The following is a 26,677-nucleotide window of genomic DNA, read 5'->3' as shown; positions in this document are numbered from 1 at the left end:
GCCATGGCCAGAATTCGCAACAGACGCAAGCCCGTCGCCGAGATGAACGTGGTGCCCTACATCGACGTGATGTTGGTGCTGCTGGTGATCTTCATGGTGACCGCGCCGATGCTCAACCAGGGGGTCAAGGTCGACCTGCCGAAAGTCAGCAGCGAGGTGTTGCCGCAGGACAACAATGCCCAGGTGCTGACCATTTCGATCAAGGCCGACAAGTCCTACTACTGGAACATGGGCACCGAAGTCGATGTCGACACGGTGCAGGACCAGGCCCTGACCCTCGAGGAGATGGTCCGGGCGGTGACCGCCATCCTCAATCAGGGCCGCAGCCAGGGTAAGCAGGTGCAGGTCTTCGTGCGCGGCGACAAGGCGGTGGATTACGGTTCCGTGATGGCCGCCATGAGCGGCTTGCAGCAGGCTGACGTGGGTAACGTCGGGCTGATCACCGAGGCGCCCTGATGCAGCAGCGCGAGCGCTCTCCTTCGGAAAGCCTGTTCTGGCCGGTGGTCTGGGCCGTGAGTCTGCACGTCCTGATGTTTGCCATGCTGTTCGTCAGCTTCGCCTTCGCGCCGGATCTGCCGCCGGCCCGGCCGATCGTTCAGGCCACGCTGTATCAGTTGAAATCCCAGAGCCAGGCGACCACCCAGACCAATCAGAAGATTGCCGGTGAGGCGAAGAAAACCGCCGCGCCGCAATTCGAAACCGAGCAGCTGGAACTGAAGAAGGCCGAGCAGCAGAAGCAGGCGGCGGCCAAGGCGGCGGAACAAAAGAAGGCCGAGGAGGCTCGAAAGGCCGAAGCGGCGAAAAAGTCCGAGGCGGCGAAGCAGGCCGAAGCCGCCAAGGCGGCGGAACAGAAGAAGCTGGCCGACATCGCCAAGAAGAAGGCGGCAGACGAAGCGGCGAAGAAGAAAGCCGCCGAGGATGCCAAGAAGAAGGCCGCCGAAGAGGCTAAAAAGAAAGCGGCTGAAGAAGCCAAGAAAAAGGCTGCAGCCGAGGCGGCGAAGAAAAAAGCCGCCGAAGATGCCAAGAAGAAGGCTGCAGAGCAGGCGCGCAAGGCAGTCGAAGACAAGAAGGCCGCGGCATTGGCCGAATTGTTGTCGGACGATGTTCAGCATCAGCAGGCGCTGGCCGATACCCATGGCGACCAGGTTGCCGGTAGTCTCGACGACTTGATCGTCAGGCTGGTGAGCGAGCAATGGCGTCGCCCGCCTTCGGCGCGCAACGGGATGAGTGTCGAGGTGCTGATCGAGATGCTGCCCGACGGCACCATCATCAACGCCAGTGTCACCCGTGGCAGTGGCGATGCACCATTTGACAGTTCGGCGGTACAGGCGGTGCGCAACGTTGGGCGTATCGCTGAAATGCAACAACTTGATCGCGCCACGTTCGACCGGCTTTACCGGCAGCGTCGCGTCATCTTCAAACCGGAGGATTTAGGTCTGTGAATACCCTGATGCGTATCGCCCTGTTAGGGCTGACCCTGTTGGTCGGCAGCGTGCAGGCAGCTGATCCACTGGTGATCACCAGTGGTACCGATCGAGCGACCCCGATCGCCGTGGTGCCTTTCGGCTGGCAGGGCGGCACCGTGCTGCCCGAGGACATGGCTGAAATCGTCGGCAACGACCTGCGCAACTCCGGGGTGTTCGAGCCGATTCCACGGCAGAACATGATCAGCCTGCCGACCCAGGCCAGTGAAGTCATCTACCGCGACTGGAAGGCCCTGGGCGCACAATATGTGCTGGTCGGTAGCATGGTGCCCACCGGAGGCCGTCTTCAGGTGCAGTTCGGCCTGTTCAACGTCGCCACCGAGCAGCAGGTGCTGACCGGCAGCGTTGGCGGTGGCGTCGATCAGCTGCGCGACATGGCCCACCATATCGCCGACCTGGCGTTCGAGAAGCTGACCGGGGTCAAGGGCGCGTTCTCCACGCGCATGCTCTATGTCACGGCCGAGCGCTTTGCCGTGAACAATACCCGCTATACGCTGCAGCGCTCCGATTACGATGGCGCCCGCGCGGTGACCCTGCTGCAGTCCCGCGAGCCGATCCTCTCGCCTTCGTTCGCGCCCGATGGTCGTCGCATCGCCTATGTGTCGTTCGAGCAGAAACGCCCGCGCATCTTCGTCCAGCATATCGACACCGGTCGTCGCGAGCAGATCACCAATTTCGAAGGGCTCAATGGTGCGCCGTCCTGGTCGCCGGACGGCAGCCGCCTGGCCTTCGTGTTGTCCCGTGACGGCAACCCGGAGATCTATGTGATGGACATGGGCTCGCGCCAACTGCGCCGGGTGACCAATCACTACTCGATCGATACCGAGCCGTTCTGGGGGAAAGATGGCCAGACCCTCTACTTCACCTCGGACCGCGCCGGCAAACCACAGATTTACAAGACCAACATCAGCACCGGTTCGGTGGAGCGCGTGACCTTCGTCGGCAACTACAATGCCAACCCGAAGCTTTCTGCTGATGAAAAGACCCTGGTGATGATCCATCGCCAGGATGGTTTTACCGTGTTCAAGGTAGCTGCCATGGATCTGGCTCGCGGTGGGGCGCCGCGCATCCTTTCTGATACCAGTTTGGATGAATCTCCCACTGTTGCGCCTAATGGCACCATGCTAATCTACGCCACCCGCCAGCAGGGTCGGGGAGTCTTGATGTTAGCGTCCATCAATGGACGCGTGAGGCTCCCTCTTCCTACCGCTCAAGGCGAAGTTCGAGAGCCTTCCTGGTCCCCCTACCTGAACTGATGCGGCGTTTTACCTTTAAATCTTTTGCTTAACACATTGGGGTTACATGATGGAAATGCTGAAATTCGGCAAGTTTGCTGCTCTGAGCCTGGCTCTGGCCGTGGCTGTAGGTTGTTCCTCGAAGGGCGGTGACGCTGCTGGTGAAGGCGCTGTTGATCCGAACGCTGGCTACGGCGCTGACAGCGGTGCTGTTGATGGCAGCCTGAGCGAAGAAGCTGCTCTGCGCGCTATCACCACCTTCTACTTCGAGTACGATAGCTCCGACCTGAAGCCGGAAGCCATGCGCGCTCTGGACGTTCACGGCAAGGACCTGAAAGGCAACGGCGCTCGCGTCGTTCTGGAAGGCCACGCTGACGAGCGCGGCACCCGCGAGTACAACATGGCTCTGGGTGAGCGTCGTGCCAAGGCCGTTCAGCGCTACCTGGTACTGCAGGGCGTTTCCCCGGCTCAGCTGGAACTGGTTTCCTACGGCGAAGAGCGTGCAGTTGCCACTGGCAACGACGAGCAGTCCTGGGCTCAGAACCGTCGCGTCGAACTGCGCAAGTAATTCGTCATGCGTAATTGCCGTCGTGTTGTAACCGTATTGGCGCTCGCCTTGCCGTTCGCGGCCTGGGCCGAGGTTCCCGTGGTGGATAACGATGCCGCTTATGGCAGCAGCTATCCGCCGGCCGGTTACGGCACGTCCGGCGCCTACGTCGGGGGAGGGGCGCAAGCCCCTGCCTCGGCGCAAGGCATGATGTTCACCCAGCTGCAGCAGATGCAGCAGGAGATCGCGCAACTGCGCGGCATGCTCGAAGAGCAACAGAATGAGATCCAGCGTTTGAAGCAGGAAAGCCTGGAGCGATACCAGGATCTTGATCGACGCATGGGCAGTGGTGCGGCAGGTGCTGCAGCCACCCAGAATTCCCCAGCCGATGGCGCGATTGGCGCCGGCGGCACACCTCAGGCGCCCATTGGGCAGGCGCCAGCGGCCAGTGGTCCGGCCGATCCGGAGAAGGAAAGGCTGTTCTACGACGCTGCCTTCGACCTGATCAAGGCCAAGGACTTCGACAAGGCCAGTCAGGCTTTTGCCGCCTTCCTGCGCAAATATCCAGAAAGTCAGTACGCCGGCAACGCCCAGTACTGGTTGGGCGAGGTGAATCTGGCCAAGGGCGACCTGCAGGGGGCCGGCCAGGCGTTTGCCCGGGTCAGTCAGGCCTACCCGCAGCACGCCAAGGTGCCGGATTCGCTGTTCAAGCTTGCGGATGTCGAGCAGCGTCTGGGTAACACCGACAGGGCCAAGGGCATCCTCCAGCAGATCATCGCCCAGTATCCCGGCAGCTCGGCCGCCCAGCTGGCCCAGCGCGATCTGCAGCGTCTGCCCTAAAAGCTGAATCGCCGATCAACAAAACCCGCGCCTGGCGCGGGTTTTTTCGTTAGAATCGGCGCCCCCTTTCCCGCAACGGAGGCGGATGGCCTGTTTAGCCGTCACGCCCGTGGCTGATATGCAAGAAACCCTGCGAATTACCGAGATTTTCTACTCGCTGCAGGGCGAGACGCGCACCGCCGGCTTGCCGACCGTGTTTGTCCGCCTGACCGGCTGTCCCCTGCGCTGCCAGTATTGCGACACCGCCTATGCCTTCAGCGGCGGCGAGATCGTGTCGCTCGATGCCATCGTCGCGCAGGTCGCCGGCTACAAGCCGCGCTACATCTGCGTGACCGGCGGCGAACCGCTGGCGCAACCCAATTGCATCCCCTTGCTCAAGCGGCTGTGCGACGCCGGCTATGAGGTCTCCCTGGAAACCAGCGGCGCCCTGGATGTGTCGGCGGTCGACCCGCGGGTGAGCAAGGTGCTCGACCTCAAGACGCCGGGCTCGGCGGAAGTGGCGCGCAATCGCTACGAGAATATCGAGCTGCTGACGCCCAACGATCAGGTCAAGTTCGTCATCTGCTCCCGCGAGGACTATGACTGGGCCGTGACCAAGCTGATCCAGTACCAGCTGGACAGGCGTGCCGGCGAGGTGCTGATGTCGCCCAGTCACAATGAGCTGGAGGCGCGCACCCTGGCCGACTGGATAGTTGCCGACAACCTGCCGGTGCGCCTGCAGATGCAGTTGCACAAGATTCTCTGGAACGACGAGCCGGGACATTAAATGAGTGATAAGCGCGCGGTAATACTTCTTTCCGGCGGCCTGGACTCGGCCACCGTGGTGGCGTTGGCCAAGGCCCAGGGGTACGTCTGCTACAGCATGAGTTTCGACTATGGCCAGCGGCATCGGGCCGAGCTGCAGGCGGCCGAGCGAGTCGCCCAGCAGCTGGGTGTGGTCGAGCACAAGGTTATCGGGCTCAATCTCAATGGTATCGGTGGCTCGGCCCTGACCGACAGCAGCATCGAGGTGCCGGAGTCGCCCACCGAGGGCATTCCCGTTACCTACGTGCCGGCGCGCAATACCGTGTTCCTGTCCTTGGCGCTGGGCTGGGCCGAGGTGCTTGGGGCGCGCGACATCTTTATCGGGGTCAATGCGGTGGACTACTCCGGCTACCCGGACTGCCGGCCCGAGTTCGTCGAGGCGTTCGAGCGCATGGCCAACCTGGCGACCAAGGCAGGCGTCGAGGGGCAGGGCTTTCGTATCCAGGCCCCCCTGCAGAACATGAGCAAGGCCGATATCGTCCAGGCGGGGCTGCAGCATGGCGTGGATTACGCGCTGACGGTGTCTTGCTACCAGGCCGATGACGATGGCCGCGCCTGCGGGAAATGCGACAGCTGTCGCCTGCGCGCGGCGGGCTTTGCTGGAGCCGGCGTGGCCGACCCTACCCGCTACTTCTAAAAAGTTTTCACGAGGTGTTGTTTTTCTGAATTAAATCAGTATTATACGCCTCGCGTTGGGTCGTTAGCTCAGTTGGTAGAGCAGTTGGCTTTTAACCAATTGGTCGTAGGTTCGAATCCTACACGACCCACCAACCTCCTTCCTCGTAGTACCTCCCCGTGTTCCCGTCCTGTCTGCTCTCGCATCGTCCATCGGCGGGTATACTAGAACTCCGCTCTGAATAGACCTTCACAGGGCCTTATGACATGACGCAGATTTCCGAACGCCTCCTGGTTCAAGCTCATCTCGACGCCAAGCAGCCCAAGCCGCTGACGCCCGAGCAAGAGTCCTTCTACCGCGCCGAGATTGCCGCCGAGCTGAAAAAGCAGAACGCCGTACTGGTCGCCCACTACTACTGTGATCCGATCCTGCAGGCGCTGGCCGAGGAAACCGGTGGCTGTGTGTCCGATTCCCTGGAAATGGCCCGATTCGGCAATCAGCACTCGGCGCAGACCGTGCTGGTGGCCGGGGTCAAGTTCATGGGCGAAACGGCGAAGATCCTCAATCCGGAAAAGCGTGTGCTGATGCCGACGCTGGAAGCCACCTGCTCCCTGGATCTGGGCTGTCCGGTAGACGAATTCGCCGCCTTCTGCGATCAACACCCGCAGCGCACCGTGGTGGTGTATGCCAATACCTCGGCAGCGGTGAAGGCGCGGGCCGACTGGGTGGTGACCTCCAGTTGCGCAGTGGAGATCGTCGAGCACCTGATGGACAACGGCGAGAGCATTATCTGGGCGCCGGACCAGCATCTGGGGCGTTACATCCAGAACAAGACCGGAGCCGACATGCTGCTGTGGGACGGTGCCTGCATCGTTCACGAGGAGTTCAAGGCCAAGCAGCTGGAAGACATGAAGGCGCTGTACCCGGAGGCGGCCGTGCTGGTGCACCCCGAGTCGCCGACCGCGGTGATCGAGCTGGCCGATGCGGTGGGTTCCACCAGTCAGCTGATCCAGGCGGCGCAGACCCTGCCGAACAAGACCTTTATCGTCGCCACCGACCGCGGCATCTTCTATAAGATGCAGCAGCTGTGTCCGGACAAGGAGTTCGTCGAGGCGCCCACCGCCGGCAATGGCGCGGCCTGCCGCAGTTGCGCCCACTGTCCGTGGATGGCGATGAACACCCTGGAGCGCACCCTGGCCTGCCTGCGCGAGGGCAGCAACGAGATCCATGTCGACCCGGCGTTGATCCCGCGGGCGATCAAGCCGCTCAAGCGCATGCTGGACTTCACCCAGGCCGCACGCCTGAAGCTGGCCGGCAACGCCTGAAGGCGCCGCCGACAAATAAAAAAGCCCGGAATATCCGGGCTTTCTATTGTCTGCCTAACGCAGCATCTGCTCGATCATGCGCTGATCTTCCATCAGCTCGCGTTGCCGTGCGTCGATCCGTGACGCCAGTTGGAAGTTGTTGCTGGCGCGGCGCTTGGCGAAGTCGAGCTGTTCGATGGCCTGGTCGAAGTCGCCGACCAGGGCGAAGTATTCGGCGCGGGCCTGGTGCAGGCCGATGGTGTTGCCGCTGAGGCCGCGCACTTCAGCGACCAGGTACCAGACGTCCGGATCCTTGGGGCGGCTCTTCAGCAGGTCGTCGAGGGCGCGCTCGGCGTCATCGACACGTCCCTGCTTCATCATTAGATCGATCCGGGCCTGCTGCAGCGGGTAGCTGTTCGGGTACAGGGTGAGCAGTCGCGCGATGCGGCTCTGGGCAGGATCGAGCTGGTTCGAGGCGATGTCCAGTTCGATCTGCGCGAGGTTGTAGCTCGGGTCGTTCGGGGTCTTCTGCAGCAGGGGCTGCAGGGTCTCGCGGGCTTGCTTGTGCTGGCCGCCCTTGATCTGCGCCAGGGCCAGGCCGTAGCGCGCTGCGTCGAGCTTGGGGTTCTCCTCCAGCATGCTGCGAAAGCGCTTGGCGGCGAGGCCCGGCGTGTCTTCGTAGATCAGGCTCACGCGGGCGCGCATCAGCTGGTAGCGCAGGCTGTCCTTTATGCCGCCGGCGCCATACTGCTCGGCGCGGTTGCGCGTGTCGGCGATCCGCGACTCGGAAACCGGGTGGGTGAGCAGGAATTCCGGCGGTTTGCGGTCGTAGCGGTACTGGCGCATGAGGCGCTCGAACATGCTGGGCATGGCGCGCGGGTCGAAACCGGCCTTTTCCAGATTGACCAGGCCGATGCGGTCGGCCTCCTGCTCGTTCTGCCGCGAGAAGCGCCGCTGCTCCTGAATCGCCGCCGCCTGGGTCGAGGCGATGGCAGCGATGCCGACGTCGCCGGCGCCAGCGGCGGCGGCGACGATGCCGGCCAGCATGGCGGCCATCATCGGCACCTGCATACGTTGCTGGGCCTCGAGGCCGCGGGCGAAGTGGCGCTGTGAGAGGTGCGCCAGTTCGTGGGCCATGACCGAGGCGTACTCGGCTTCGGTCTGGGCGTAGAGGAACAGGCCGCCGTTGACGCCGATGATCCCGCCGGGCGCGGCGAAGGCGTTGATCTGCGGGCTGTCGAGCAGCACGAATTCCAGGCGCCGGTCCTGCACCTCGCTGGTTTCGCTGAGGCGGTAGACGCTGGTCTCGACGAAGTCCTTGAGCTGTGGGTCGGACAGCTGGCTGACCTGGCCGCGCAGTAGGCCCAGCCAGGCGCGTCCGAGTTGGTGTTCCTGCTGGGGTGAAACCAGGGCGGAGCTGGCGTCGCCGAGCGACGGCAGGTCGCTGGCCGTGGTGGGCAGGGCGAGCAGGCAGGCGAGCGTCAACAGGGTAGGGCGCAGAACATTCATGCACGGGGCTCTTGGCGAACAAAGGCGTTACTGTAGCCGGGCGGGCATTCGCCTGGCCAGGGTTGTGCGGCCTTCGGTATCCTAGGCGCTTGATTTGGAGGGTGGCATGAACGATACGCAAGAGTGGTCAGGCGCCTGCGATGCGGAGCTGGATGCCAGCGGGCTGAGCTGCCCGTTGCCGTTGCTCAAGGCCAAGCTGGAGCTGAACCGTCTGGCCAGCGGTGCGGTCCTGAAGGTGACCGCCACGGATGCCGGCTCGCAGCGCGACTTCCGTGCCTTCGCGACGCTCGCCGGGCATTGCCTGCTGCGCGAGGAAGTCGAGGCGGGTGTTTATCGTTATTGGCTGCGCAAAGCCTGACGCACTGTTTGCGCGGGACGTTTCTATCTAAGGAATCTTGATGGTCAAGGTGTTACGCGACTGGATGCACCGCTACTTCTCCGACGAGCAGGCCGTGGTGTTGGCGGTGTTGTTGATCCTCGGTTTTGCGGTGATTCTGACCCTGGGCGGGATGCTGGCGCCGGTGTTTACCGGGCTGGTGCTGGCGTTCCTGATGCAGGGGCTGGTCAATGCATTGGAGCGCCTTCGGCTGCCGCAATTGGCCGCGGTCTGGCTGGTATTTACCCTGTTCATGAGCCTGCTCGGTCTGTTCCTGCTGGTGCTGATGCCGCTGCTGTGGCGGCAGCTGAGCAACCTGTTCAACGAGCTGCCGCGCATGCTCGGCGAGTGGCAGGCGTTGTTCCTGCTGTTGCCCGAACGCTACCCCAATCTGATCAGTGATGCCCAGGTGCTGCAGCTGATCGAGACGGTGCGTGGCGAACTGGGGCAATTCGGCCAATGGGCGCTGTCCTTCTCCCTGTCCAGCCTGCCGTTGCTGGTCGGCATCATGATCTACGTGGTGCTGGTGCCCATCCTGGTGTTCTTCTTCCTCAAGGACCGGCAGCTGATCGGCGCATGGCTGCGTGGCTATCTGCCGCGCGAGCGAGCCCTGATCACCCAGGTGGCGCAAGAGATGAACCAGCAGATCGCCAACTACATCCGCGGCAAGTTCATCGAAATCCTCATCTGCGGCGGCGTGACCTATATCGCCTTCGCCGCGCTGGGACTCAACTACGCGGCGCTGTTGGCCCTGGCGGTAGGCTTGTCGGTGGTGGTCCCCTATATCGGTGCGGTGGTGGTCACCGTGCCGGTGGCATTGATCGCCCTGTTCCAGTGGGGCTTGAGCGACCAGTTTCTCTACCTGATGGTGGTCTACGGGGTGATCCAGGCGCTGGACGGCAACGTGCTGGTGCCGCTGTTGTTCTCCGAGGCGGTCAACCTGCACCCGGTGGCGATCATCTGCGCGGTGCTGCTGTTTGGTGGTCTGTGGGGCTTCTGGGGGGTGTTCTTCGCCATCCCCCTGGCGACCCTGTTCAAGGCGGTGCTGAGCGCCTGGCCGCGGCGAGAGCTGCAGGTGCAAAGCGAGTAAAAGAAAAGGCCGCATCACGCGGCCTTTTCTTTGCGGGCGTGGAGGTCAGCCCTTGTTCAGCGCCTGGGCTGCCGCCAGTACGGCGTCGACATGGCCGGGCACCTTCACTGCGCGCCACTCCTGGCGCAGCACGCCGTGCTGGTCGATCAGGAAGGTGCTGCGGTCGACGCCCAGGTATTCCTTGCCGTAGAGCTTCTTCAGCTTGATCACGTCGAACAGCTGGCAGAGCGCCTCGTCCTTGTCGGAAATCAGCTCGAAGGGGAAGGCCTGCTTGCACTTGAAGTTCTCGTGGGACTTCAAGCCGTCGCGCGACACGCCGAACACCAGGGTATTGGCCGCCTGGAAGGCCGGGTACTGGTCACGAAAGCCCTGGCCTTCGGTGGTGCAGCCCGGGGTGCTGTCCTTGGGGTAGAAGTAGATCACCACCTGCTGGCCGCGCAGGGCGGACAGCTGGACTTGCTGGCCGCTGGTGGCCTGGGCGAGGAAATCAGGGATCGGGGTGTCGAGTGCGACGGCCATGGCAAGGCTCCTTATGGGTTCTGCGGGCGCCAGGGTTCGATCAGCGCGTCGAGGTTCAGGGCGTCGGCGAAGTCGAGGAACTGGTCGCGCAGCCAGCTGATCTGGGTGCCGGCGGGCAGGGTCACGGTCAGGGTGGCGTTGAGCATGGTGCCGCCGGTCTGCGGCGCCTGGTAGGTGTCGCAGGTCAGGTTCTCCAGCTCGACGTGGTGGTCGATGAAGAACTGGCACAGCTCGTTGAGGATGTCCGGGCGGTACACCGAGCTCACGTAAGCCACGTAGGGCAGAGCCTGGGGGCGGCTGTCGGCGTTGCCGCTGCGAATCACGTTGACTGAAAAGCTGTGCTTCTTGGCCAGGGAGGGCAGGCTCGATTCCAGGCGTGCCAGTGCATCCCAGTTGCCGGAGATCTGCAGCACCAGGGCGCTGAACTCACCGTGGCGGCTCAGGCGAGTGCTGACCACGGCGCAGCGGTTCTCATGGCTGGCGCGGCACAGCACATTGGTCAGCTCCATGGCGTTGGGGCCGAGTGCACTGATGACGAGGAATTGTTCGCGAACTGGGGGGGTGGACATGCAGCCTTCCTAAAACGATGAACGGTCGGACCGCAGGCGCGGTACCGAGCAAAGCCGGAAGGGTAGCGAAAAGCGCCGCTCAGGGGAATGCTCGGGACTCGCATGCACCTCGAATATTGTGCTGATAAAGCTGAGCCGCCACTTGCCCCAAGGCCTTGTCCTTCGCTTGTGCAAGCCAGGTGGCGCCAGTACCATTACGGCTCTCATTTTCCAGCAGGAGCGGTTGCATGATTGCGGGCAGTATGGTGGCACTGGTCACGCCCATGGATGCGCAGGGTGGTCTCGACTGGGACAGCCTCAGCAAACTGGTGGATTTCCACCTGCAAGAGGGCACCAACGCCATCGTCGCGGTCGGCACCACGGGTGAGTCCGCCACGCTGGAGGTGACCGAGCATATCGAGGCGATCCGTCGCGTGGTCGATCAGGTGGCCGGGCGCATTCCGGTGATCGCCGGTACCGGCGGCAACTCCACCCGCGAGTCGGTCGAGCTGACCCGCGCGGCCAAGGATGTCGGCGCCGACGCCTGTCTGCTGGTTACCCCCTATTACAACAAGCCGACCCAGGAAGGCCTGTACCTGCACTTCCGCCACATCGCCGAGGCGGTGGCGATTCCGCAGATCCTCTACAACGTGCCGGGCCGCACCGCCTGCGACATGCTGCCGGAGACCGTGGAGCGGCTGGCGAAGATCGACAACATCATCGGTATCAAGGAAGCCACCGGCGACCTGCAGCGCGGCCAGGAAGTGCTGGACCGCGTGAGCAAGGACTTCCTGGTCTATTCCGGTGACGACGCCACCGCCGTCGAGCTGATGCTGATGGGCGGCAAGGGCAATATCTCGGTGACCGCCAACGTCGCCCCGCGTGCGATGAGCGACCTGTGCGCCGCGGCCATGCGTGGCGATGCTGCCCTGGCGCGCGCCATCAACGACCGCCTGATGCCGCTGCACAAGGCGCTGTTCATCGAGTCCAATCCGATTCCGGTGAAGTGGGCCCTGCACGAGATGGGCATGATGCCGGAAGGCATCCGTTTGCCGCTGACCTGGCTCAGTCCGCGCTGTCATGAACCGCTGCGTCAGGCCCTGCGCCAGTCCGGCGTATTGGTTTAATCGAGGAAATACTACGCATGAAGCGACTGGCCGGACTCTCTGCACTTGCCCTGATCATCTCCAGCACCAGCGGTTGTGGCTGGTTGTGGGGCGAAGATGGTTATTTCCGCGATCGGGGGAGTGATTACCTCGAGGCACGGCAAACCGCGCCCATGCAGTTGCCGGCCAACGTCGAGGCCAAGCGCCTCGACCCGCTGCTGCCGATTCCGCAGCAGGTGGCCAGCGGCGCGGCCGAGAGTGAGTACGAGGTGCCGCGCCCGCAGTCCCTGGTGCTGCGAGGCGACGCCAGTGAGTTCAGCCTGCAGAAGAGCGGCGAGTCGCGCTGGCTGGTGGCCCAGCGCGTGCCGGCGGAAGTCTGGCCGGTGGCCCGTCAGTTCTTTGCCGACAACGGTTTTCGCATCGTCGAAGAGCGTCCGCAGACTGGCGAGTTCAGCACCGAATGGCAGCGTTTCGACGCGCTGTCCAGCGCGATGGCGCGTCGTCTGAGCAGCAAGGCTCCGGACGTGGCAGCCGATGCCGAAACCCGCGTGCGGGTGCGCATCGAGCCGGGCGTGCAGCGCAACACCAGCGAGATCTTCGTGGTCAGCGCCGAGCGTCCGGCCGGCAGCAGTGCCGACGTGGCCTTCACCAGCCGCAGCGCCAACACGAGCCTGGATGCCGCGCTGCTCGACGAGCTGCTGGCGAGCTTGGCGAGTAGCGCCGAACAGGGTGGCTCCGTGTCCCTGCTGGCCGCGCGCGATTTCGACGCGCCGAGCCGGGTCAGCCTGTCGGAGGACGGCAACGGCAACCCGGTGCTGAATCTGGGCGCCGACTTCGATCGCGCCTGGTCCGGTGTGGGTCGCTCCCTGGAGCTGGCCGACGTGCGCGTCGACGACCTCAATCGCAGCCTCGGCGTGTACTACATCAACCTGGCCGAAGGCACCAAGGTCAAGGGTGAGGAGCCCGGCTTCTTCGGTTCATTGCTCGGCGGCGAACCGGACAAGGAAGAGATCGAGGCCCGTGCCGAGCGCTACCAGGTACGCCTGACGCCGGTCGGCGACAGCGTCCAGGTCACCGTGGAGAAGGATCTCAACACCGTGGCGCCGGCCGATGTCGCCCGTCGGGTGCTGGGCCTGATCCAGGAAAACCTCGGCTAGAAATCGAACCATCGGCCCGGGCCGCAGGTGCGGGCCGGGCGAAAACCAATAGGCGAAACCCCGCAGGTTTCGCCTGTTTCGTTTGCTAAAGGCGGAAATCCCGATATGACCACTCCTGCGACCCTGAGCCTTAAGAAGATCTACTCGGGCAAAGTCCGCGATCTCTATGAAATCGATGACCAGCGCATGCTGATGGTCGCCACCGACCGCCTCTCGGCCTTTGACGTGATTCTTGCCGAGCCGATTCCGGACAAGGGCAAGATCCTCACCTCGATCTCCAATTTTTGGTTCGACAAGCTGGCCGACGTGGTGCCCAACCACTTCACTGGCGACCGCGTCGAGGATGTGGTGTCGGCCGCCGAGTTGCCCCTGGTCGAAGGACGTGCGGTAGTGGCCAAGCGTCTCAAGCCGGTCGCCGTCGAGGCCATCGTGCGCGGCTACATCGTCGGCTCCGGCTGGAAGGAGTACCAGAAGAGCGGCACCGTCTGTGGCATCCCCTTGCCGGCTGGCCTGCAGGAGGCCGCCAAGCTGCCGCGGCCGATCTTCACCCCCTCGACCAAGGCGGCGGTTGGCGATCACGACGAGAACATCTCCTTCGAGCAGTGCGAAGCCATCATCGGTGCCGAGCTCGCCGCCCAGGTGCGCGACACCGCAATCGCCCTGTACAGCAAGGCGGTGGAGTACGCGGCCACCCGCGGCATCATCATCGCCGATACCAAGTTCGAATTCGGCCTGGATGACGACGGCACTTTGACCCTGATGGACGAGGTGCTGACTCCGGACTCCAGTCGCTTCTGGCCGGCCGACAGCTATGTCGAAGGAAGGAACCCACCGAGTTTCGACAAGCAGTTCGTGCGCGACTGGCTGGAGTCCACCGGCTGGAACAAGCAGCCACCGGCGCCGGCTGTCCCGGCCGAGGTGGCGCAGAAGACCGCCGACAAGTACCGCGAAGCCCTGACCCGGCTAACCGCCTGAGGCGAAAGCCGGACGGATCAGGAGAGGCGCTTGGGCGCCTCTTTTTGTTGGAGTGGACTTCTGCCGTTGGTGCCCTGGCTGGCTCAGGTCCTAACGCAAGCACCTGAAAGCAGGCGAAAAAAAATCTCAATGGGGTTCGCCAAATCGCTTTCAGCTGTTATCATGCGCGCCGCCGTGGGGAGATGCCGGAGTGGCCGAACGGGACGGATTCGAAATCCGTTGTATCAGCGATGGTACCTAGGGTTCAAATCCCTATCTCCCCGCCATATTCAAAGGCTCCAGAGGTTTACGCCTCTGGAGCCTTTTTCGTTTGGGGGAATTTTGCGGCAGTCGCCGGATATGAGTGGCAAGGCCAGCTCCTGACTCGAGGCTTCGGGGCGGACCCTCAACAGTGAGCGGCCAGCGTGCCTTTTCTGGTGTTATCCACCGCATCTACAAGACAAAGCCCCCGAGGTTTGCGCGTCGGGGGGGCTTTGTCGTTCTCGCGGTGAACTACTTGCGTCGCCACTGACCCTGGAGCTGGATGTACTGGCCGGAGGGGGTTCTGTCGATGGCTTTCTGCCCGGCGATGGCTTCCACGTCGCTGCGCTTGATGCCGTTCTCGTCGGCCAGTTTCTGGTATTCGGCGCGCCGGGCCTGGTTGATCAGGCGGGCGATTTCCGCGGCTTGGCCGCCGGATTTCACCACGCCCAGGTAGCCGTTGGGCATCTCGCCGAGCTGGCCGCTGGCCTTGGCCGGGCCGAGGGCTGACATGGCCTCGTTGAGGTTCAGGGCCAGGGCCGGCAGGCTCAGGCTGAGCAGCAGTAACAGGCTGGCGATGCGTCTAGACAGGGTCATGGCTGGGCTCCTCAAAACAGTCCGCTGGACTCGCTGAACATGTCGTCCAGCGCCTTGTCCACCTTGATGTAGATTTCGTGCTCAATCTTCACGTTGAGGTTGATGTTGATCGGCTCCTTGGGGGCGGTCAGCTGCACGGTCGGGGTGCAGGCTGCACTCAGCAGGCCCAGTAGCAAGATCGGTAGACAGATCTGCACGCGCATGGCGCGTCCTCCTTCAAGGCTCCTTGGGAGCGGCGTTGGCGTTGCGTTCCAGTATGCGTTGTTGCACGCGTCGGCGGATGATTTCGTTCACCTTATCGGTCAATTGCAGGCTGGCCAAGAGCGAGGGAATGTCTTCTTCCAGGTTGATGTTGAAGTGAATCGGGCGGCCCTGCTCGATGGCCGGGTTCTGTCCTTCCAGGCGCATGGTCAGCAGCAGCTTGCCCTGGGGATCGTAGTCCACCTGGCTGCGCAGCGTGGTGAAGTGAAAGTCTTCCAATGACTGGGTGACCAATTGCATGGTGGGATTGCTGCTGCCCAGTGCCCTGATGCGCTCGGAGCGCAGTTGCAGGCGCCCGCCCGGGGTGCGGGCGGCGATCCGACCGCGCTCGACCTGGATACCCTCCGTGCTCAGGTGCAGCGGCAGCTGGCCATCGAAGATGCCGGTGCCGGCCAGGCCCTCGGCGGGGTACAGGGTGAACAGCCGGTTGAGTTGCAGGCCGCGCAGCTCCAGGGGCACCAGCAGCGGAATCCGTTCGAGGCGCCAGCGATCGGGTGCCACGCGCACGGTGCCGCCCATCAGCCCAGCCTGGGCCTGGTGCAGCTCCAGCAGGCCCCGGTCGAGCTGTGCGATGGGCGCGCGGTAGTCGGCGCGCAGTTGCAGCGGGCCGACAGGGACGCCTGGATTGGCTTCCTTCAGGCGCAGCTCGGCCAGTGTCACCCGAAGCTCGCCTCGCGCCAGGTTGACCTGCGCCCGCGCGTCGAGGCCGCTGAGTGCGGCGCGGTCATAGATCCCGGCCAACCCTTTGGCCGTCAGGTCGAGTTTCAGCGCCGTCGCCTGATTGGGCGGCAGGTTCAGCACCGCGCTGGCGCTCAGCCGTCCCCGGTTCAGCTCGAGCAGAGCCGGCCAGTGCGCCAGGGTCTTGGCCAGCGGGTTGCCGGCGCGCAGGAACAGCTCCGGCAGCTGGGCGTGGGCATGCAGGCCGCGATTGCCGTCATAGCTCAATTGCACAGGCAGCTGGAGGTCCGAATCGGCGGACACCCGGCCGTTCAACTCTATCTGCTCCTCGATCGCCTTTAGTCGGCCTTGCCACCGCCAGCCCTGGGTTATCAGGGCGGGATGGGCAAGGCGCCGTGCGCGGAGCCCGAGGGGGCCTTCAAGGCGCCACTCCTCGGCGGCTCCGTCCTGCAGCTGAGCCTGCAACTGCAGGCCAGCCAGGTCGGCGCGCAGTCGCTTCAGCTGCAGGTCGCTGCCGGTCAGCCGCTCGAGGTTCAGTTGCGACCCCTTGAGCAAGTCGAGGCTCAGTTGTTCGGCGTCCAGGTAACCCTCGAACTGCAGGCTGGCCTTCAGCTTGCGCGCTTGCCAGTCGGCCAGATCGAGCCGCGGGCTGCTGATGTCGAGCTGGGCGGCGGTGAGCTGCGCGGCCCAGGGCGGCGCGTTGGTCAGGGCCAGTTGAGCGCGCAGCTCGAAGGGTGTCGAACCCTGGCCGCGCAGATGGATCGCCAGGGGCAGGGCGCGTTCGGTCAGCTTGTCTGCGAGCACGTCCTGCGACTCGCTCGCCTCGATGCGCAGTTGCAGCGAGTCGCTGCGCAGTGTGGCGGGCAGCGTCCGCTGCCAGTCGGCCAGCGGCTGCTGCACCGTGAGGTCGGCGGCCAGCTGTTCGGCCCGCCAGTGCCCATCGAGACCGAGCAGGGCCAGGCTGAACTCGCCCTGCAGCTGGCCGAGCCCCGGGATGGGCCAGGGCTCGGGGAGTGTGCCGCTGGCGCTTAGCCGGCCGCTGGCGCGGCGCAGCAGGTCGAGGTCCGGGGCGCCTTGGGGCAGTTGCAATTGCCAGCTGGCCGATAGTTGTGCGGCGCTCGGCGCCCCGGGCAGCGACAACTCAGGGAGTGGTGCCCAGTCCTCGAGCCAGGTGCGCAGGACCGCGGACTCGTTCAGCGTCGGCGCCGCCAGTTCGCCGTGCCACTGCTGGCCATCGGCGGTGCGTTGCAGGCTGCTGTGCAGGCTGAGCTGGGGGCGCTGATCGAGCGCCAGGGCCAGCTGCAGCTCCAGGGTATCGGCGTCGGTGTGCAGTTGCGCATTGACGCTCAGTTGGCTGTCGCCGCCTTGGCGCTGTAGCTGCATCTCCAGCTGCGTGCCTGCGCTAGCCGTGCGGGTTTGGTGGAGGTCGCCACGCAGCTCGCAGTGGCCCTTGGCGCAGGGCAGGTCGGCGAGCAGCTCTTCAACGACCAGACTGCGGGGCAGGGCGGCCAGGAGTTGGCCCAACGCCTGGAAATCCAGCGGGGGCGCTTGCTCGGCGGTCTCCGCGCGCTCGGCAGCCGGGCGCCACTGCAGTGCCAGTCGTTCGATCCGGACCTGTTGCCAAAAGGGCGGTTCCAGGCTGAAGTCCCGCCAGCCCAGCTGCAGGCCGACTATCTGCAGCTGCAGCGTACCGGCCGGGCTCTGCTGTTGCAGCTCGAGGCGCCTGAGGCTTAAGCCGTCCGGGGTCAGGCGCGGCGTATGCCAGTCGAAGCGCTGGATATGCTGGCGCTCGAGCAGGCGTCCCCAGCTCAAGTAGGCGTAACCGCCGAGCAGGGCCAGCACTAGCAGGAGACAGCTGAGTCGCAGCCAGGTGCGCCGGCTGATCATGGGGTCTGGTCCATAGCGGGGAGCATCCCCGGACGTTAACCCATGGGCCTCGGGCTGCCAATCGGGATGTGCGGGTAATTGTGCATTCGCATCATTAGGTATTAGTATTGATGAAAACAGACACAGAGGTCGAAGGCCATGAGTGCACTCGCTCGACCCCATGCCGATGCCGATGCGGTGTTGGCCAAGGCGTTGCTCAATACCCGTGAGCAGCTGGGCCTGACGCAGCAGGAGTTGGCCGACATCGTCGGCGTGCACCGCACGGCGATCAGCCGCTGGGCAGACAGTGGTCTGCGACCACAAAGCAAGACCGGCGAGCTGGCATTGCTGCTGATTCGCGTGTACCGCGCCCTGTTCGCGTTATTTGGCGGCAACTTGCAGGACATGCGTCATTTTCTGCGCACCGAGAACCGTCACCTGGCCGGCGTGCCGCTGGCGCTGATGAGGCAGGTGCAGGGATTGGTGCACGTGGTGGAGTACCTGGACGCGATCCGCGGCAAGGTCTGAGCAACCGGGCACAGGCCTGCGCCGGTACTGTGATGTCGCAGCGCAGCCGGCAAACAACTATAAGGAAGAGCCGCCATGGACATCTGGCAAGCGTGTCGCGGAGTCGAGCAGGTGGCGCCCCTGCGCGGGCGGCTGGTGCGCCTGGTCGAGAGCCAGGAGCAGGTCGCCACCCTGCAGCTGGTGGACAACCTGGCCGAGCAGGCATTGCTCGAGGAGCTGCTGGAAAGCAGCAAGCCGCCGCTGCCGCGGGATGCCGAGCCGCTGCACTACCTGTTGAAAACCCCATTCCGTTATCCGCCGCTGCGTTGGGGCTCGCGCTTCGGCACCCGCCAGGAACCCAGCCTGTTCTACGCGGCGTTGCGCCTGGAAACCGCCATGGCGGAGGCGGCCTACTACCGCTTTGTGCTCTGGGATGGCATGGCCAGTGCCCCGCCAAGTGGGCGCGTGCTGTCCGAGCATGCCTCGTTCGAGGCGCGCTATCAGGTCGCGCGCGGCATTCGCCTGCAGCGGCCGCCGTTCAGCCGGTTTCAGCGCGCACTGAGTCATCCGAGCGATTACCGCGGCACCCAGGCGCTGGGGGCGTCCATGCGCGCCGCCGGGGTCGAGGCCTTCGAATACCGCTCCGCGCGCTGCCCCCTGGGCGGCAGCAACGTCGCGCTCTACGCCCCCGGGGCGCTGGCGGAGAAGCGTCCGCGCAACCTGCTGCCCTGGCTGTGTGAAACCACGCCCGGCTATGTGGCGTTCAAGCATGCCCAGGCGCCCGACACCCCGCGTATGTTCCACTTCGAGGACTACCTGGTCGACGGACAGCTGCCCCTGCCGGCCTGAGTCATTGGGGGTACCGCACACCCGTTTGAGGGCGTGCGGCCATAGGCCGCAGGGCTTGGCCGGAGCGGTTGGCTGCCGCAGCATGCAGGCCCGTTCGAGGGTCGCAGAAGGAGCCTCTGGCGGCCGTTGCCGAGGGGGCGAACAGAGCCCTGGAAACGCGCTGAAACGGGGCGTTTGCGGACTTTGGCGAAAGACTTGTGCACATTTGTGAGGCGCCTTGTCAAGGCACAATCATTGTTCGATGTAAACCCTTGATTCTTCGTGAAGATTTTATAAGTCAATGAAAAATATGATTTTTTTCCGTTGGTGAAAAAATCGTCAGTTTGACCCGAGGCCTTGTGCCATGGGTGATTGGGGCGCTTGCGCGCATGTTGTCCACTGAGTTATCCACAGCTTCTGTGGATTGTCGAAGGCTGCATTCGCGGGCCGCGAAAGGACCGGTCTGCAAGGCTTTACCTCGGCGAAAAAAAGAGTAGAGTGGCGCGCCTTTCTCGCCGCCACTGCTGCTGTTCCCTATGCCCCGCGTTCTGCCTCGCCTGCCCACCGAAACCCCGTCCAATCGTCCGCGCCTGCCGCTGCGAGTCGCCTTGTGGCTGTTGGACAGTCCGCGCCTGGGACATGCCCCCAGCGTCAAGCGCTTCGCCGGGTACCTGCTCAAGCAGCCGGCTCGCCAGGGTGTGGTGCAGGCGCAGAGTCGCCTGGGGCAGATGCTCTGCCGCGACTGCGACAACAACCGCGACCGGCGCATCGGCCTGGAGTTGCTGCGCCAGGCCGCGCGGTCCGGCGATCGTCGCGCCCAGCTGGAGTTGGGCCGCTTCTACAGCCAGCCCCGCAGCCATGAGCCGCAGCAGGCTCGGCACTGGCTGGAGCAGGCCGCGGCGCAGGGCTCCCATGAGGCCAGGCGCCTGCTGAACGGCCTCTGATCCGCGCCTGACCGCCCGCGCGGCTGGTTATACTGCCCGGCAGTCTTGCGCGGAGCCGCTTATGCCCATCGATCTTCCTTCTATGTTGCCGGCCCTGCTGCTCGGTGCCCTCGTCGTTGCCGTGCCTTCACTGGCCCTGGCCTGGTCACTGCAGCGCCGCGCCGCCGAGGCGCGCCTGGAGTGCAGCCTGCTGCAGGAGCGCCTGAGTGGCGCCCAGCTCACCCAGGCCGGCCTGAGCGCCCAGCTCGAGGCCTGTCGCGAGGAAGTCTCCGAGATCAGCGAGATCAAGGCCGACCAGCAGGCCGAGCTGGCCGCCCTGCGCCGCGAGAGCGAACTGTTGCAGCATGAGCGGCAGGTCGCCCGCGAAGCCGCCCAGGCCTGGCACGCCCAGCGCGAGCAGCAGGAGGCCGAGCTGCGCCGCTTGGGCGCCGAGAAGGCGGCGCTTAGCGCCGAGCTGCGCGAGCAGCAGGACAGCCACCAGCAGCGCCTCGAGGACCTGCAGGGCTCGCGCGATGAGCTGCGTGCGCAGTTCGCCGAGCTGGCCGGCAAGATCTTCGACGAGCGCGAGCAGCGCTTCGCCGAAACCAGCCAGCAGCGCCTGGGCCAGTTGCTCGACCCACTGAAGGAACGCATCCAGGCCTTCGAGAAGCGCGTCGAGGAGAGCTACCAGCAGGAGGCACGCGAGCGCTTCTCCCTGGGCAAGGAGCTGGAGCGCCTGCAGCAGCTAAATCAGCGCCTGGGCGACGAGGCGATGACCCTCAGCCGTGCCCTGAAAGGACAGAAGACCCAGGGCAGCTGGGGCGAGCTGGTGCTGGAACGGGTACTGGAGCACGCCGGGCTGGAGAAGGGCCGCGAGTACCAGACTCAGGTCAGTCTGAAAGGCGCCGAGGGCGAGCGCTTCCAGCCGGACGTGCTGATCCAGCTGCCCGGAGACAAGCAGGTGGTGGTGGACGCCAAGGTCAGCCTCACCGCCTACCAGCAGTACATTGGCGTCGATGACGAGGCTGCGCGCCAGCAGGCCCTGAAGCAGCATGTGCAGTCGCTGCGCGGCCATCTCAAGGGCTTGTCGCTCAAGGACTATCAGCGCCTGGAGGGCCTGCACAGCCTGGATTTCGTCCTGCTCTTCGTGCCCATAGAGGCGGCCTTCGCCGTGGCCCTGCAGGCCGACCCCGGTCTGTTCCAGGAGGCCTTCGAGCAGAATATCGTGATCGTCAGTCCGACCACTCTGCTGGCCACCCTGCGGGTGATCGACAGCCTCTGGCGCCAGGAGCGGCAGAGCCAGAATGCCCGCGAGATCGCCGAACGGGCCGGGGCGTTGTACGACAAGTTCGTCGCCTTCATTCAGGACCTCGACGAAATGGGCGGCCGCCTGCAGCAACTGGACAAGGCCTATGGGGCGGCGCGCAACAAGCTGTGCGACGGTCGCGGCAACATCATCAGTCGGGTGGAGAACCTCAAACTGCTGGGCGCCCGGGCCAGCAAGAGCCTGCCGGCCGAGTTGCTCGAGCAGGCCGCCGGCGTACCGCTGCTGGATGAGGTCGGCGAGGACTGACGCCGCTAGATCAGCAGCAGGATCAGCAGGCCGGCGAGCAGGCCTGCGGCCATCACCGGCAGGGTGCGCAGTGCCAGGTCGCGTCCACCGATCACCGCAATCAGCAAACCCTTGACCAGGCTGTTGCTCAGGCTCGCCAGGAAGATGCCGCGCACCGCCACGTCGGCGGCCATTTCACTCTTGGCGCTGTGCGCCAGGGACAGGGTGATGGCGTCGACATCGGCCAGCCCGGACAGTAGCGCCACCAGATACACGCCGATATCGCCAAACCAGCGGCGGGCGCCCTCGACGACGAACAGGATTGCCACCAGCAGGGCGGCGAATCGCAGCGCCGGCCCCAGTTCGAAGGGGTTCTTCAGCGGCGGCTCGGCGTTTTCCGTCTCGGTCTTCTGACCCTGGATGACATAGGCCAGGGCGCCGCCGGCGTACACCAGCCCGGCAACGCCCAGGGGCCAGATCAGCTGCGGCAGCAAGCTGGCATTGACCAGGCCGACCTCCAGCAGCACCCGGGGAAACATCAGCGCCGAGGCGCTCAGCAGTCCGCAGGCGATGATGGCGCGCAACTCCCGCCCGCGGTCGAGCCGGGCCAGGGTGATGGTCATCGCCGTGGAGGAGACGATGCCGCCGAGCAGCGCGGTGATCAGCAGGCCCTGGCGGGTACCCGCCAGGCGGATCGCCATGTAGGCGGCGAAGCCCAGGCCGGCGATCAGCACCACCATCCACCAGGTGATATAGGGGTTGAACACCTGCCAGGGGCCGTAACTCTGATTGGGCAGGGCCGGCAGCAGCACCAGGGAGATGAACAGCAGCTTCAGCGTGCCGGACAGTTCCAGTTCGCTGAGTCGGTGCAGCGAGCCGTGCAGCGCCCGCTTGAGGCTCAGCAGCAGGGCCACCGCCACGGCGCCCGCGGCGGCCAGCTGCGGGTGGCCGGCGACGGCCAGGCTGCCGAGCAGGAAAGTGATCAGCAGCGCCACCTCGCTGGTCATTCCCATGTCGCCGCGACGCATCAGCTCGCCGAAATAGGCGGCGATCACCAGGGCGGCGAAGCCGGCGAAGATCACCGCCCAGGCCAGCACGCCCAGGTACTCGCCGAGCAACTGGGCGAAGCCGCCGAGCAGGCCGCAGAGGGCGAAGGTGCGGATGCCGGCGGCGAAGCGGCCGTCTTCGCTTTCGCGCTGCTGCCAGCCGCGCTCGGCGCCGATCAACAGGCCGGCGGCCAGGGCACTGGCGAAATTCAGCAGGGTGTCGAGGGCCTCGGGCACGGTGCATCCTTGAGCGCGGCGTGATCCCAGCAGTCTAGCCAACGGGCGTCCTTGGCCCCTTGCGCGAGATCAACGCAGCGGCGGCTCAGGGGATAGCGAGGCGGATGCGACCTAGCGCAGGCACAGGTGACGGCTGAGCAGGGCGCGCAGGGCCGCCGGCTTGACCGGCTTGGCCAGGTAGTCGAGGCCGGCGGCGTGCACCTCGGCGATCAGCTCCGGACGGCCGTCGGCGCTGATCACCACGCCGGGTACCGGCTCGCCGAGGCGGGTGCGCAACCAGGCCATCAGCTCGGTGCCGGTCTCGCCTTCGTCCAGGTGGTAGTCGACCAGCGCCAGTTGCGGGCGTACGTCCTCGCTGAGCAGGTGTTCGCACTCCAGGCGATTGCGCGCGGTCCAGACCTGGCAGCCCCAGCGCGACAACAGGCTGTGCATGCCGGCGAGAATGCTGTCTTCGTTGTCGATGCAGATCACCTGGGAGCCGGACAGCGGTTGGCCGTTGAGTTCCTGCGTTGCGCGCGCGGGGGCGAACTGCGTCGCCCGGGCCAGCGGCACGGTGACGCTGAAGACGCTGCCGCGGCCGGGCCAGGAACGCACGTGCAGCGGATGCTCGAGCACCCTGCAGAGGCCGTCGGCGATGGCCAGGCCGAGGCCCAGGCCCTTCTCGGCGCGGGTCTGGTGGCTGTCCAGGCGCTTGAACTCCTCGAAGATAACCTTGCGTTTGTCTTCCGGGATGCCCGGCCCACGGTCCCAGACTTCCAGGCGCAGCTGCCCGCCCTGGTGGCGCACGCCGAGCAGGACCCGGCCCTTGGCGTAGCGGAAGGCGTTGGTGAGGAAGTTCTGCAGCACGCGGCGCAGCAGCTTGATGTCGCTGTCGATGCGTAGGCGGCTACCGCGCAGGCGGAAGTCGATGCCCTGTTCGGCGGCCAGTACCCTGAACTCGGCGCCCAGGGTATCGAGCAGGCTGTTCAGGGCGAAGGGGTTGCGGTCGGGATTGATGCGCCCATTCTCCAGCCGTGAGATGTCCAGCAGGTCGGTGATCAGGTCTTCGGCCGAACGCAATGAGCTGTCCAGGTGGCGAACCAGTTCCTGGGCCTCGCGCGGCAGCGCCTCGTCCTGGTGGGAGAGGGCGGCGGAGAACAGCCGCGCGGCATTCAATGGCTGCATCAGGTCGTGGCTGACCGCGGCGAGGAAACGGGTCTTCGACTCGTTGGCGGTCTCCGCGCGGGCCTTGGCCTCACCCAGCGCCTGGTTCAGCTGCGACAGCTCGAAGGTGCGTTCGGCCACCCGCTGTTCCAGGCCTTCGTTGGCGGCCTTGAGTGCGCGCTCGGCTTCGCGGAATTCGGTGATGTCGGTGAAACTCATGACGAAGCCGCCGCCGGGCATGGGATTGCCGATCAGCTCGATGACCCGGCCGTTGGGGAACAGGCGTTCGTACTTGTGCGCGGTGCCCTGGCGCATCCAGTGCAGGCGTTTGGCGACGTTCTCCTCGATGTCGATGTCGCCTTTGCCGAGCATGCCGCGCTCGGCGTTGAAGCGAATGATCTCGGCGATCGGCCGGCCGACGTAGATCATGCCCTCCGGGTAGTTGAACAGCTCCAGGTAGCGGTGGTTCCAGGCCACCAGGCGCAGGGACTGGTCGACCACGCTGATGCCCTGGGTGATGTTCTCGATCGCCCCCTGCAGCAGGGCCCGGTTGAACTGCAGCATCTCGCTGGCTTCGCCGACGATGCGCACCACGTCCTCGACCTGCATCTCCCGGCCTTCGATGGCTGCCTTGACCACCGCGCGGGTCGAGGAGGCGCCCAACACACCGGCGAGCAGCCGCTCGGTGTGGGCGATCCACTCGCTGTCGGCCGGTTGGCTGGGGTCAAATTCGTTGCCCAGGCGTGCGGCGAAGCGCTGGAAACTCTGCTCGGCGCGCTCTTCGCCGACGAAGCGGCCGGCAAGCAGCAGCAAGTCGTCGACCTGCACCGCCAGCAGACTGCGGTTGCTCGGCTTGGCGCCGAAGTCATGGCCGATGAAGCGCCCGGCCTGCCAGTGTTCGGCGACCCGGGTACGGGAAAAATAGGAGACGGAGGCGAACAGCAGGAAGTTGCCGGCCAGCGACAACACCACGCCGCGGGTCAGGGCGTCCACCTCGAACCCCAGCGGCGCATAGAGCAGGGCGTGCAGGCCGGGCAGGCTCTCCAGCTGCCAGCCCAGGCCACGGGCCAGCAGGGGCATGATCAGGGTGTAGAACCACAGCAGCGAACCGACGATCAGGCCGGCAAATACCCCGCGGCGGTTGGCCTGTTTCCACACCAGGGCGCCGAACATTGCCGGGCCCACCTGGCCGATGGCGGCGAAGGACACCTGGCCGATGGTGGCCAGGCTGACGCCTTCGCCCAGCAGGCGGTAGCAGACATAGGCCAGCAGCAGGATCAGCACGATGCTGACGCGCCGCGCGGTGAGCATCCAGTGACGGAAGGCCTCGAAGGGCCGCTCGGTGTTCTGCCGGCGCAGCAGCCAGGGCAGCAGCATGTCGTTGGAGATCATGGTCGACAGCGCGATCGCGGCGACGATGACCATGCCGGTGGCCGCCGAGGCGCCGCCGATAAAGGCCAGCAGGGCCAGCGTCGGGTGTGCCTGGGCGAGCGGCAGGCTGATGACGAAGGTGTCCGGGCTGACGCCGGTGGGCAGCAGCAGCTGCCCGGCCAAGGCGATCGGCACGACGAACAGCGCGGCCAGCACCAGATACACGGGAAAAACCCAGCGCGCCAGGCGCAGGTCGTTCGGGTCGTTGTTTTCCACCACCGCGACATGGAACTGCCGAGGCAGGCAGATGATGGCGATCATCGCCACGCCGGTCTGCACCAGCATGGCCGGCCAGTTCACCGCTTCCGTCCAGAATTCGCTCAGTGCCGGGGCCGCCTTGGCTTGGCCGAGCAGGTCATCGAAGCCGTTGTAAAGGCCGTAGGTGACGAACGCGCCGACGGCGAGGAAGGCCAGCAGCTTGACCAGCGACTCGAAGGCGATCGCCAGGACCATGCCGCGGTGGTGTTCGGTGGCGTCCAGGTTGCGCGTGCCGAACAGGATGGCGAACAACGCCAGGACCATGGACACGAGCAGCGCGGTGTCCTGGGCGCGGGTTTCGGCCGACTCGGCGCCCGTGTCTATCAGCAGGTTGACGCCGAGGACGATGCCCTTGAGCTGCAGGGCGATATAGGGCAGCACGCCGACCAGGTAGATCAGCGCGACCACCACGGCCAGCGACTGCGATTTGCCGTAGCGCGCGGCGATGAAGTCGGAGATCGAGGTGATGTTCTCCTGCTTGCTGATCATCACCATCTTCTGCAGCACCCAGGGCGCCAGCAGCAGCACGATGATCGGCCCGAGGTAGATCGGCAGGAACGACCAGAGCTGTTCGGCCGACTGGCCGACCGCGCCGAAGAAGGTCCAGCTGGTGCAGTACACCGCCAGCGACAGGCTGTAGACCCAGGCGCGCATGCGCGGCGGCAGAGGCGCGCTGCGGCGATCGCCGTAAAAGGCGATGGCGAACAGGATGGCCATATAGATGAGGGCGACCGCGGCGATCAGCCCGCTGGACAGCGACATGCACACTCCGGCAGCAAACAGTGGGGGTGCTTCGATACCGGCCCCCCGGGCCGTTCGAGTGGCAACCCCGAATCAGACGATACGCTATGCGACTGTACAGTGTCGCAGCAAAGCCCACTGCAGTCAGGTACGACCAAGGTCGCAGCCTGCCATGAGTGGGGCGCTGCTCGCCACTGGGCGCAATTGTGCGCGGCGGCGGGGCCTGTTAGCGTGAAACTCTCGCGTCCGTGCCCGAGGA

The 26,677-nt window shown here is 65.1% G+C and carries 25 protein-coding genes and 2 tRNA genes; 19 read left to right on the top strand and 8 right to left on the bottom strand.

Going from position 1 to position 26,677, the window contains the following annotated elements:
• Positions 1-3: 3 nt before the first annotated feature.
• The 9 genes from tolR (at position 4) to nadA (ending at position 6,851) form a co-directional block, all read left to right on the top strand.
• Entirely contained in the window at positions 4-456 is a 453-nt protein-coding gene (gene tolR / locus KDW96_RS04675; protein WP_255839265.1) for a protein TolR, read from the top strand.
• Complete coding sequence (gene tolA, locus KDW96_RS04670; protein ID WP_255840475.1) at positions 453-1,442, top strand: cell envelope integrity protein TolA; 990 nt, start codon at positions 453-455, stop codon at positions 1,440-1,442. Before tolR ends, tolA begins: the two co-directional genes overlap by 4 nt.
• On the top strand, positions 1,439-2,740 hold the full coding sequence (tolB, locus tag KDW96_RS04665; RefSeq protein WP_255839264.1) for a Tol-Pal system beta propeller repeat protein TolB: 1,302 nt from the start codon (positions 1,439-1,441) through the stop codon (positions 2,738-2,740). Before tolA ends, tolB begins: the two co-directional genes overlap by 4 nt.
• A 49-nt stretch (positions 2,741-2,789) precedes the next feature.
• Positions 2,790-3,287, top strand: a complete 498-nt coding sequence (gene pal / locus KDW96_RS04660) for a peptidoglycan-associated lipoprotein Pal (protein WP_255839263.1) — start codon at positions 2,790-2,792, stop codon at positions 3,285-3,287.
• Positions 3,288-3,293: 6 nt separating this feature from the next.
• Complete coding sequence (gene ybgF / locus KDW96_RS04655; RefSeq protein WP_255839262.1) at positions 3,294-4,106, top strand: tol-pal system protein YbgF; 813 nt, start codon at positions 3,294-3,296, stop codon at positions 4,104-4,106.
• A 118-nt stretch (positions 4,107-4,224) separates the two neighbouring features.
• Positions 4,225-4,872: a 7-carboxy-7-deazaguanine synthase QueE gene (gene queE / locus KDW96_RS04650; RefSeq protein ID WP_255839261.1), complete on the top strand. Its 648-nt coding sequence runs from the start codon at positions 4,225-4,227 to the stop codon at positions 4,870-4,872.
• A complete protein-coding gene (queC, locus tag KDW96_RS04645) occupies positions 4,873-5,547 on the top strand; it encodes a 7-cyano-7-deazaguanine synthase QueC (RefSeq protein WP_255839260.1) in 675 nt (224 codons plus the stop codon).
• Between the two features lie 57 nt (positions 5,548-5,604).
• A tRNA-Lys gene (locus tag KDW96_RS04640) sits at positions 5,605-5,680 on the top strand.
• A 112-nt stretch (positions 5,681-5,792) separates the two neighbouring features.
• Positions 5,793-6,851 carry a quinolinate synthase NadA gene (gene nadA, locus KDW96_RS04635; protein WP_255839258.1) on the top strand — a complete coding sequence of 353 codons (1,059 nt, stop codon included), beginning with the start codon at positions 5,793-5,795 and terminating at the stop codon, positions 6,849-6,851.
• 54 nt (positions 6,852-6,905) lie between these two features.
• On the opposite strand, the gene KDW96_RS04630 is transcribed toward nadA, so the two are convergent.
• A complete protein-coding gene (locus tag KDW96_RS04630) occupies positions 6,906-8,339 on the bottom strand; it encodes a M48 family metalloprotease (protein ID WP_255839257.1) in 1,434 nt (477 codons plus the stop codon).
• Between the two features lie 106 nt (positions 8,340-8,445).
• On the opposite strand from KDW96_RS04630, the gene KDW96_RS04625 reads away from it, so the two are divergent.
• Together KDW96_RS04625 and KDW96_RS04620 are read left to right on the top strand one after the other, a co-directional pair.
• On the top strand, positions 8,446-8,697 hold the full coding sequence (locus tag KDW96_RS04625) for a sulfurtransferase TusA family protein (protein ID WP_255839255.1): 252 nt from the start codon (positions 8,446-8,448) through the stop codon (positions 8,695-8,697).
• Positions 8,698-8,737: 40 nt separating this feature from the next.
• Positions 8,738-9,805 (top strand): AI-2E family transporter, encoded by a 1,068-nt coding sequence (locus KDW96_RS04620; RefSeq protein WP_255839254.1) that lies wholly within the window; start codon positions 8,738-8,740, stop codon positions 9,803-9,805.
• A gap of 45 nt (positions 9,806-9,850) precedes the next feature.
• Here the strand turns inward: KDW96_RS04620 and KDW96_RS04615 are convergent, their stop codons facing one another.
• The gene (locus KDW96_RS04615) at positions 9,851-10,324 is read right to left on the bottom strand and encodes a peroxiredoxin (protein ID WP_255839253.1); all 474 of its coding nucleotides are present in this window, start codon (positions 10,322-10,324) and stop codon (positions 9,851-9,853) included.
• An 11-nt stretch (positions 10,325-10,335) separates the two neighbouring features.
• Positions 10,336-10,893, bottom strand: coding sequence for a glycine cleavage system transcriptional repressor (locus tag KDW96_RS04610; protein WP_255839252.1), 558 nt, complete (start codon positions 10,891-10,893; stop codon positions 10,336-10,338).
• 227 nt (positions 10,894-11,120) lie between these two features.
• On the opposite strand from KDW96_RS04610, the gene dapA reads away from it, so the two are divergent.
• From dapA to KDW96_RS04590, 4 genes are all read left to right on the top strand, one after another.
• Positions 11,121-11,999 carry a 4-hydroxy-tetrahydrodipicolinate synthase gene (gene dapA / locus KDW96_RS04605; RefSeq protein WP_255839251.1) on the top strand — a complete coding sequence of 293 codons (879 nt, stop codon included), beginning with the start codon at positions 11,121-11,123 and terminating at the stop codon, positions 11,997-11,999.
• 17 nt (positions 12,000-12,016) lie between these two features.
• On the top strand, positions 12,017-13,135 hold the full coding sequence (bamC, locus tag KDW96_RS04600; protein WP_255839250.1) for an NlpB/DapX family lipoprotein: 1,119 nt from the start codon (positions 12,017-12,019) through the stop codon (positions 13,133-13,135).
• A gap of 105 nt (positions 13,136-13,240) precedes the next feature.
• Positions 13,241-14,110, top strand: a complete 870-nt coding sequence (locus tag KDW96_RS04595; RefSeq protein WP_255839249.1) for a phosphoribosylaminoimidazolesuccinocarboxamide synthase — start codon at positions 13,241-13,243, stop codon at positions 14,108-14,110.
• 176 nt (positions 14,111-14,286) lie between these two features.
• Positions 14,287-14,376 (top strand) — tRNA-Ser (locus tag KDW96_RS04590).
• A gap of 226 nt (positions 14,377-14,602) precedes the next feature.
• Here KDW96_RS04590 and KDW96_RS04585 read toward each other — a convergent pair.
• Genes KDW96_RS04585 through KDW96_RS04575 form a run of 3 tightly spaced genes read right to left on the bottom strand, consistent with a single transcriptional unit; the run spans position 14,603 to position 17,773 of the window.
• A complete protein-coding gene (locus KDW96_RS04585; protein ID WP_255839248.1) occupies positions 14,603-14,947 on the bottom strand; it encodes a YdbL family probable chaperone protein in 345 nt (114 codons plus the stop codon).
• 11 nt (positions 14,948-14,958) lie between these two features.
• Positions 14,959-15,150 carry a YnbE family lipoprotein gene (locus tag KDW96_RS04580; RefSeq protein ID WP_255839247.1) on the bottom strand — a complete coding sequence of 64 codons (192 nt, stop codon included), beginning with the start codon at positions 15,148-15,150 and terminating at the stop codon, positions 14,959-14,961.
• 13 nt (positions 15,151-15,163) lie between these two features.
• On the bottom strand, positions 15,164-17,773 hold the full coding sequence (locus KDW96_RS04575; protein WP_255839246.1) for an intermembrane phospholipid transport YdbH family protein: 2,610 nt from the start codon (positions 17,771-17,773) through the stop codon (positions 15,164-15,166).
• Positions 17,774-17,911: 138 nt separating this feature from the next.
• Here KDW96_RS04575 and KDW96_RS04570 point away from each other — a divergent pair, with 138 nt between their 5' ends.
• The 4 genes from KDW96_RS04570 to KDW96_RS04555 all read left to right on the top strand — a co-directional run bounded on the left by KDW96_RS04570 (position 17,912) and on the right by KDW96_RS04555 (position 21,583).
• A complete protein-coding gene (locus tag KDW96_RS04570; protein WP_255839245.1) occupies positions 17,912-18,280 on the top strand; it encodes an antitoxin Xre/MbcA/ParS toxin-binding domain-containing protein in 369 nt (122 codons plus the stop codon).
• Positions 18,281-18,355: 75 nt separating this feature from the next.
• Positions 18,356-19,108 carry an RES family NAD+ phosphorylase gene (locus KDW96_RS04565; RefSeq protein WP_255839244.1) on the top strand — a complete coding sequence of 251 codons (753 nt, stop codon included), beginning with the start codon at positions 18,356-18,358 and terminating at the stop codon, positions 19,106-19,108.
• A gap of 515 nt (positions 19,109-19,623) precedes the next feature.
• The gene (locus KDW96_RS04560; protein WP_255839243.1) at positions 19,624-20,031 is read left to right on the top strand and encodes a tetratricopeptide repeat protein; all 408 of its coding nucleotides are present in this window, start codon (positions 19,624-19,626) and stop codon (positions 20,029-20,031) included.
• Between the two features lie 187 nt (positions 20,032-20,218).
• A complete protein-coding gene (locus KDW96_RS04555; RefSeq protein ID WP_255840474.1) occupies positions 20,219-21,583 on the top strand; it encodes a DNA recombination protein RmuC in 1,365 nt (454 codons plus the stop codon).
• A gap of 5 nt (positions 21,584-21,588) precedes the next feature.
• Here KDW96_RS04555 and KDW96_RS04550 read toward each other — a convergent pair whose 3' ends face one another.
• Together KDW96_RS04550 and KDW96_RS04545 are read right to left on the bottom strand one after the other, a co-directional pair.
• Complete coding sequence (locus KDW96_RS04550; RefSeq protein WP_370295434.1) at positions 21,589-22,875, bottom strand: MgtC/SapB family protein; 1,287 nt, start codon at positions 22,873-22,875, stop codon at positions 21,589-21,591.
• 81 nt (positions 22,876-22,956) lie between these two features.
• Positions 22,957-26,439, bottom strand: a complete 3,483-nt coding sequence (locus KDW96_RS04545) for a hybrid sensor histidine kinase/response regulator (protein ID WP_255839241.1) — start codon at positions 26,437-26,439, stop codon at positions 22,957-22,959.
• Positions 26,440-26,677 lie beyond the last annotated feature (238 nt).

Source organism: Pseudomonas benzenivorans, from assembly GCF_024397895.1.
Lineage (GTDB): Bacteria > Pseudomonadota > Gammaproteobacteria > Pseudomonadales > Pseudomonadaceae > Aquipseudomonas > Aquipseudomonas benzenivorans_A.
Note: the sequence above shows the minus strand (reverse complement) of the source record. Positions and strands in the feature narration are given on the sequence as shown.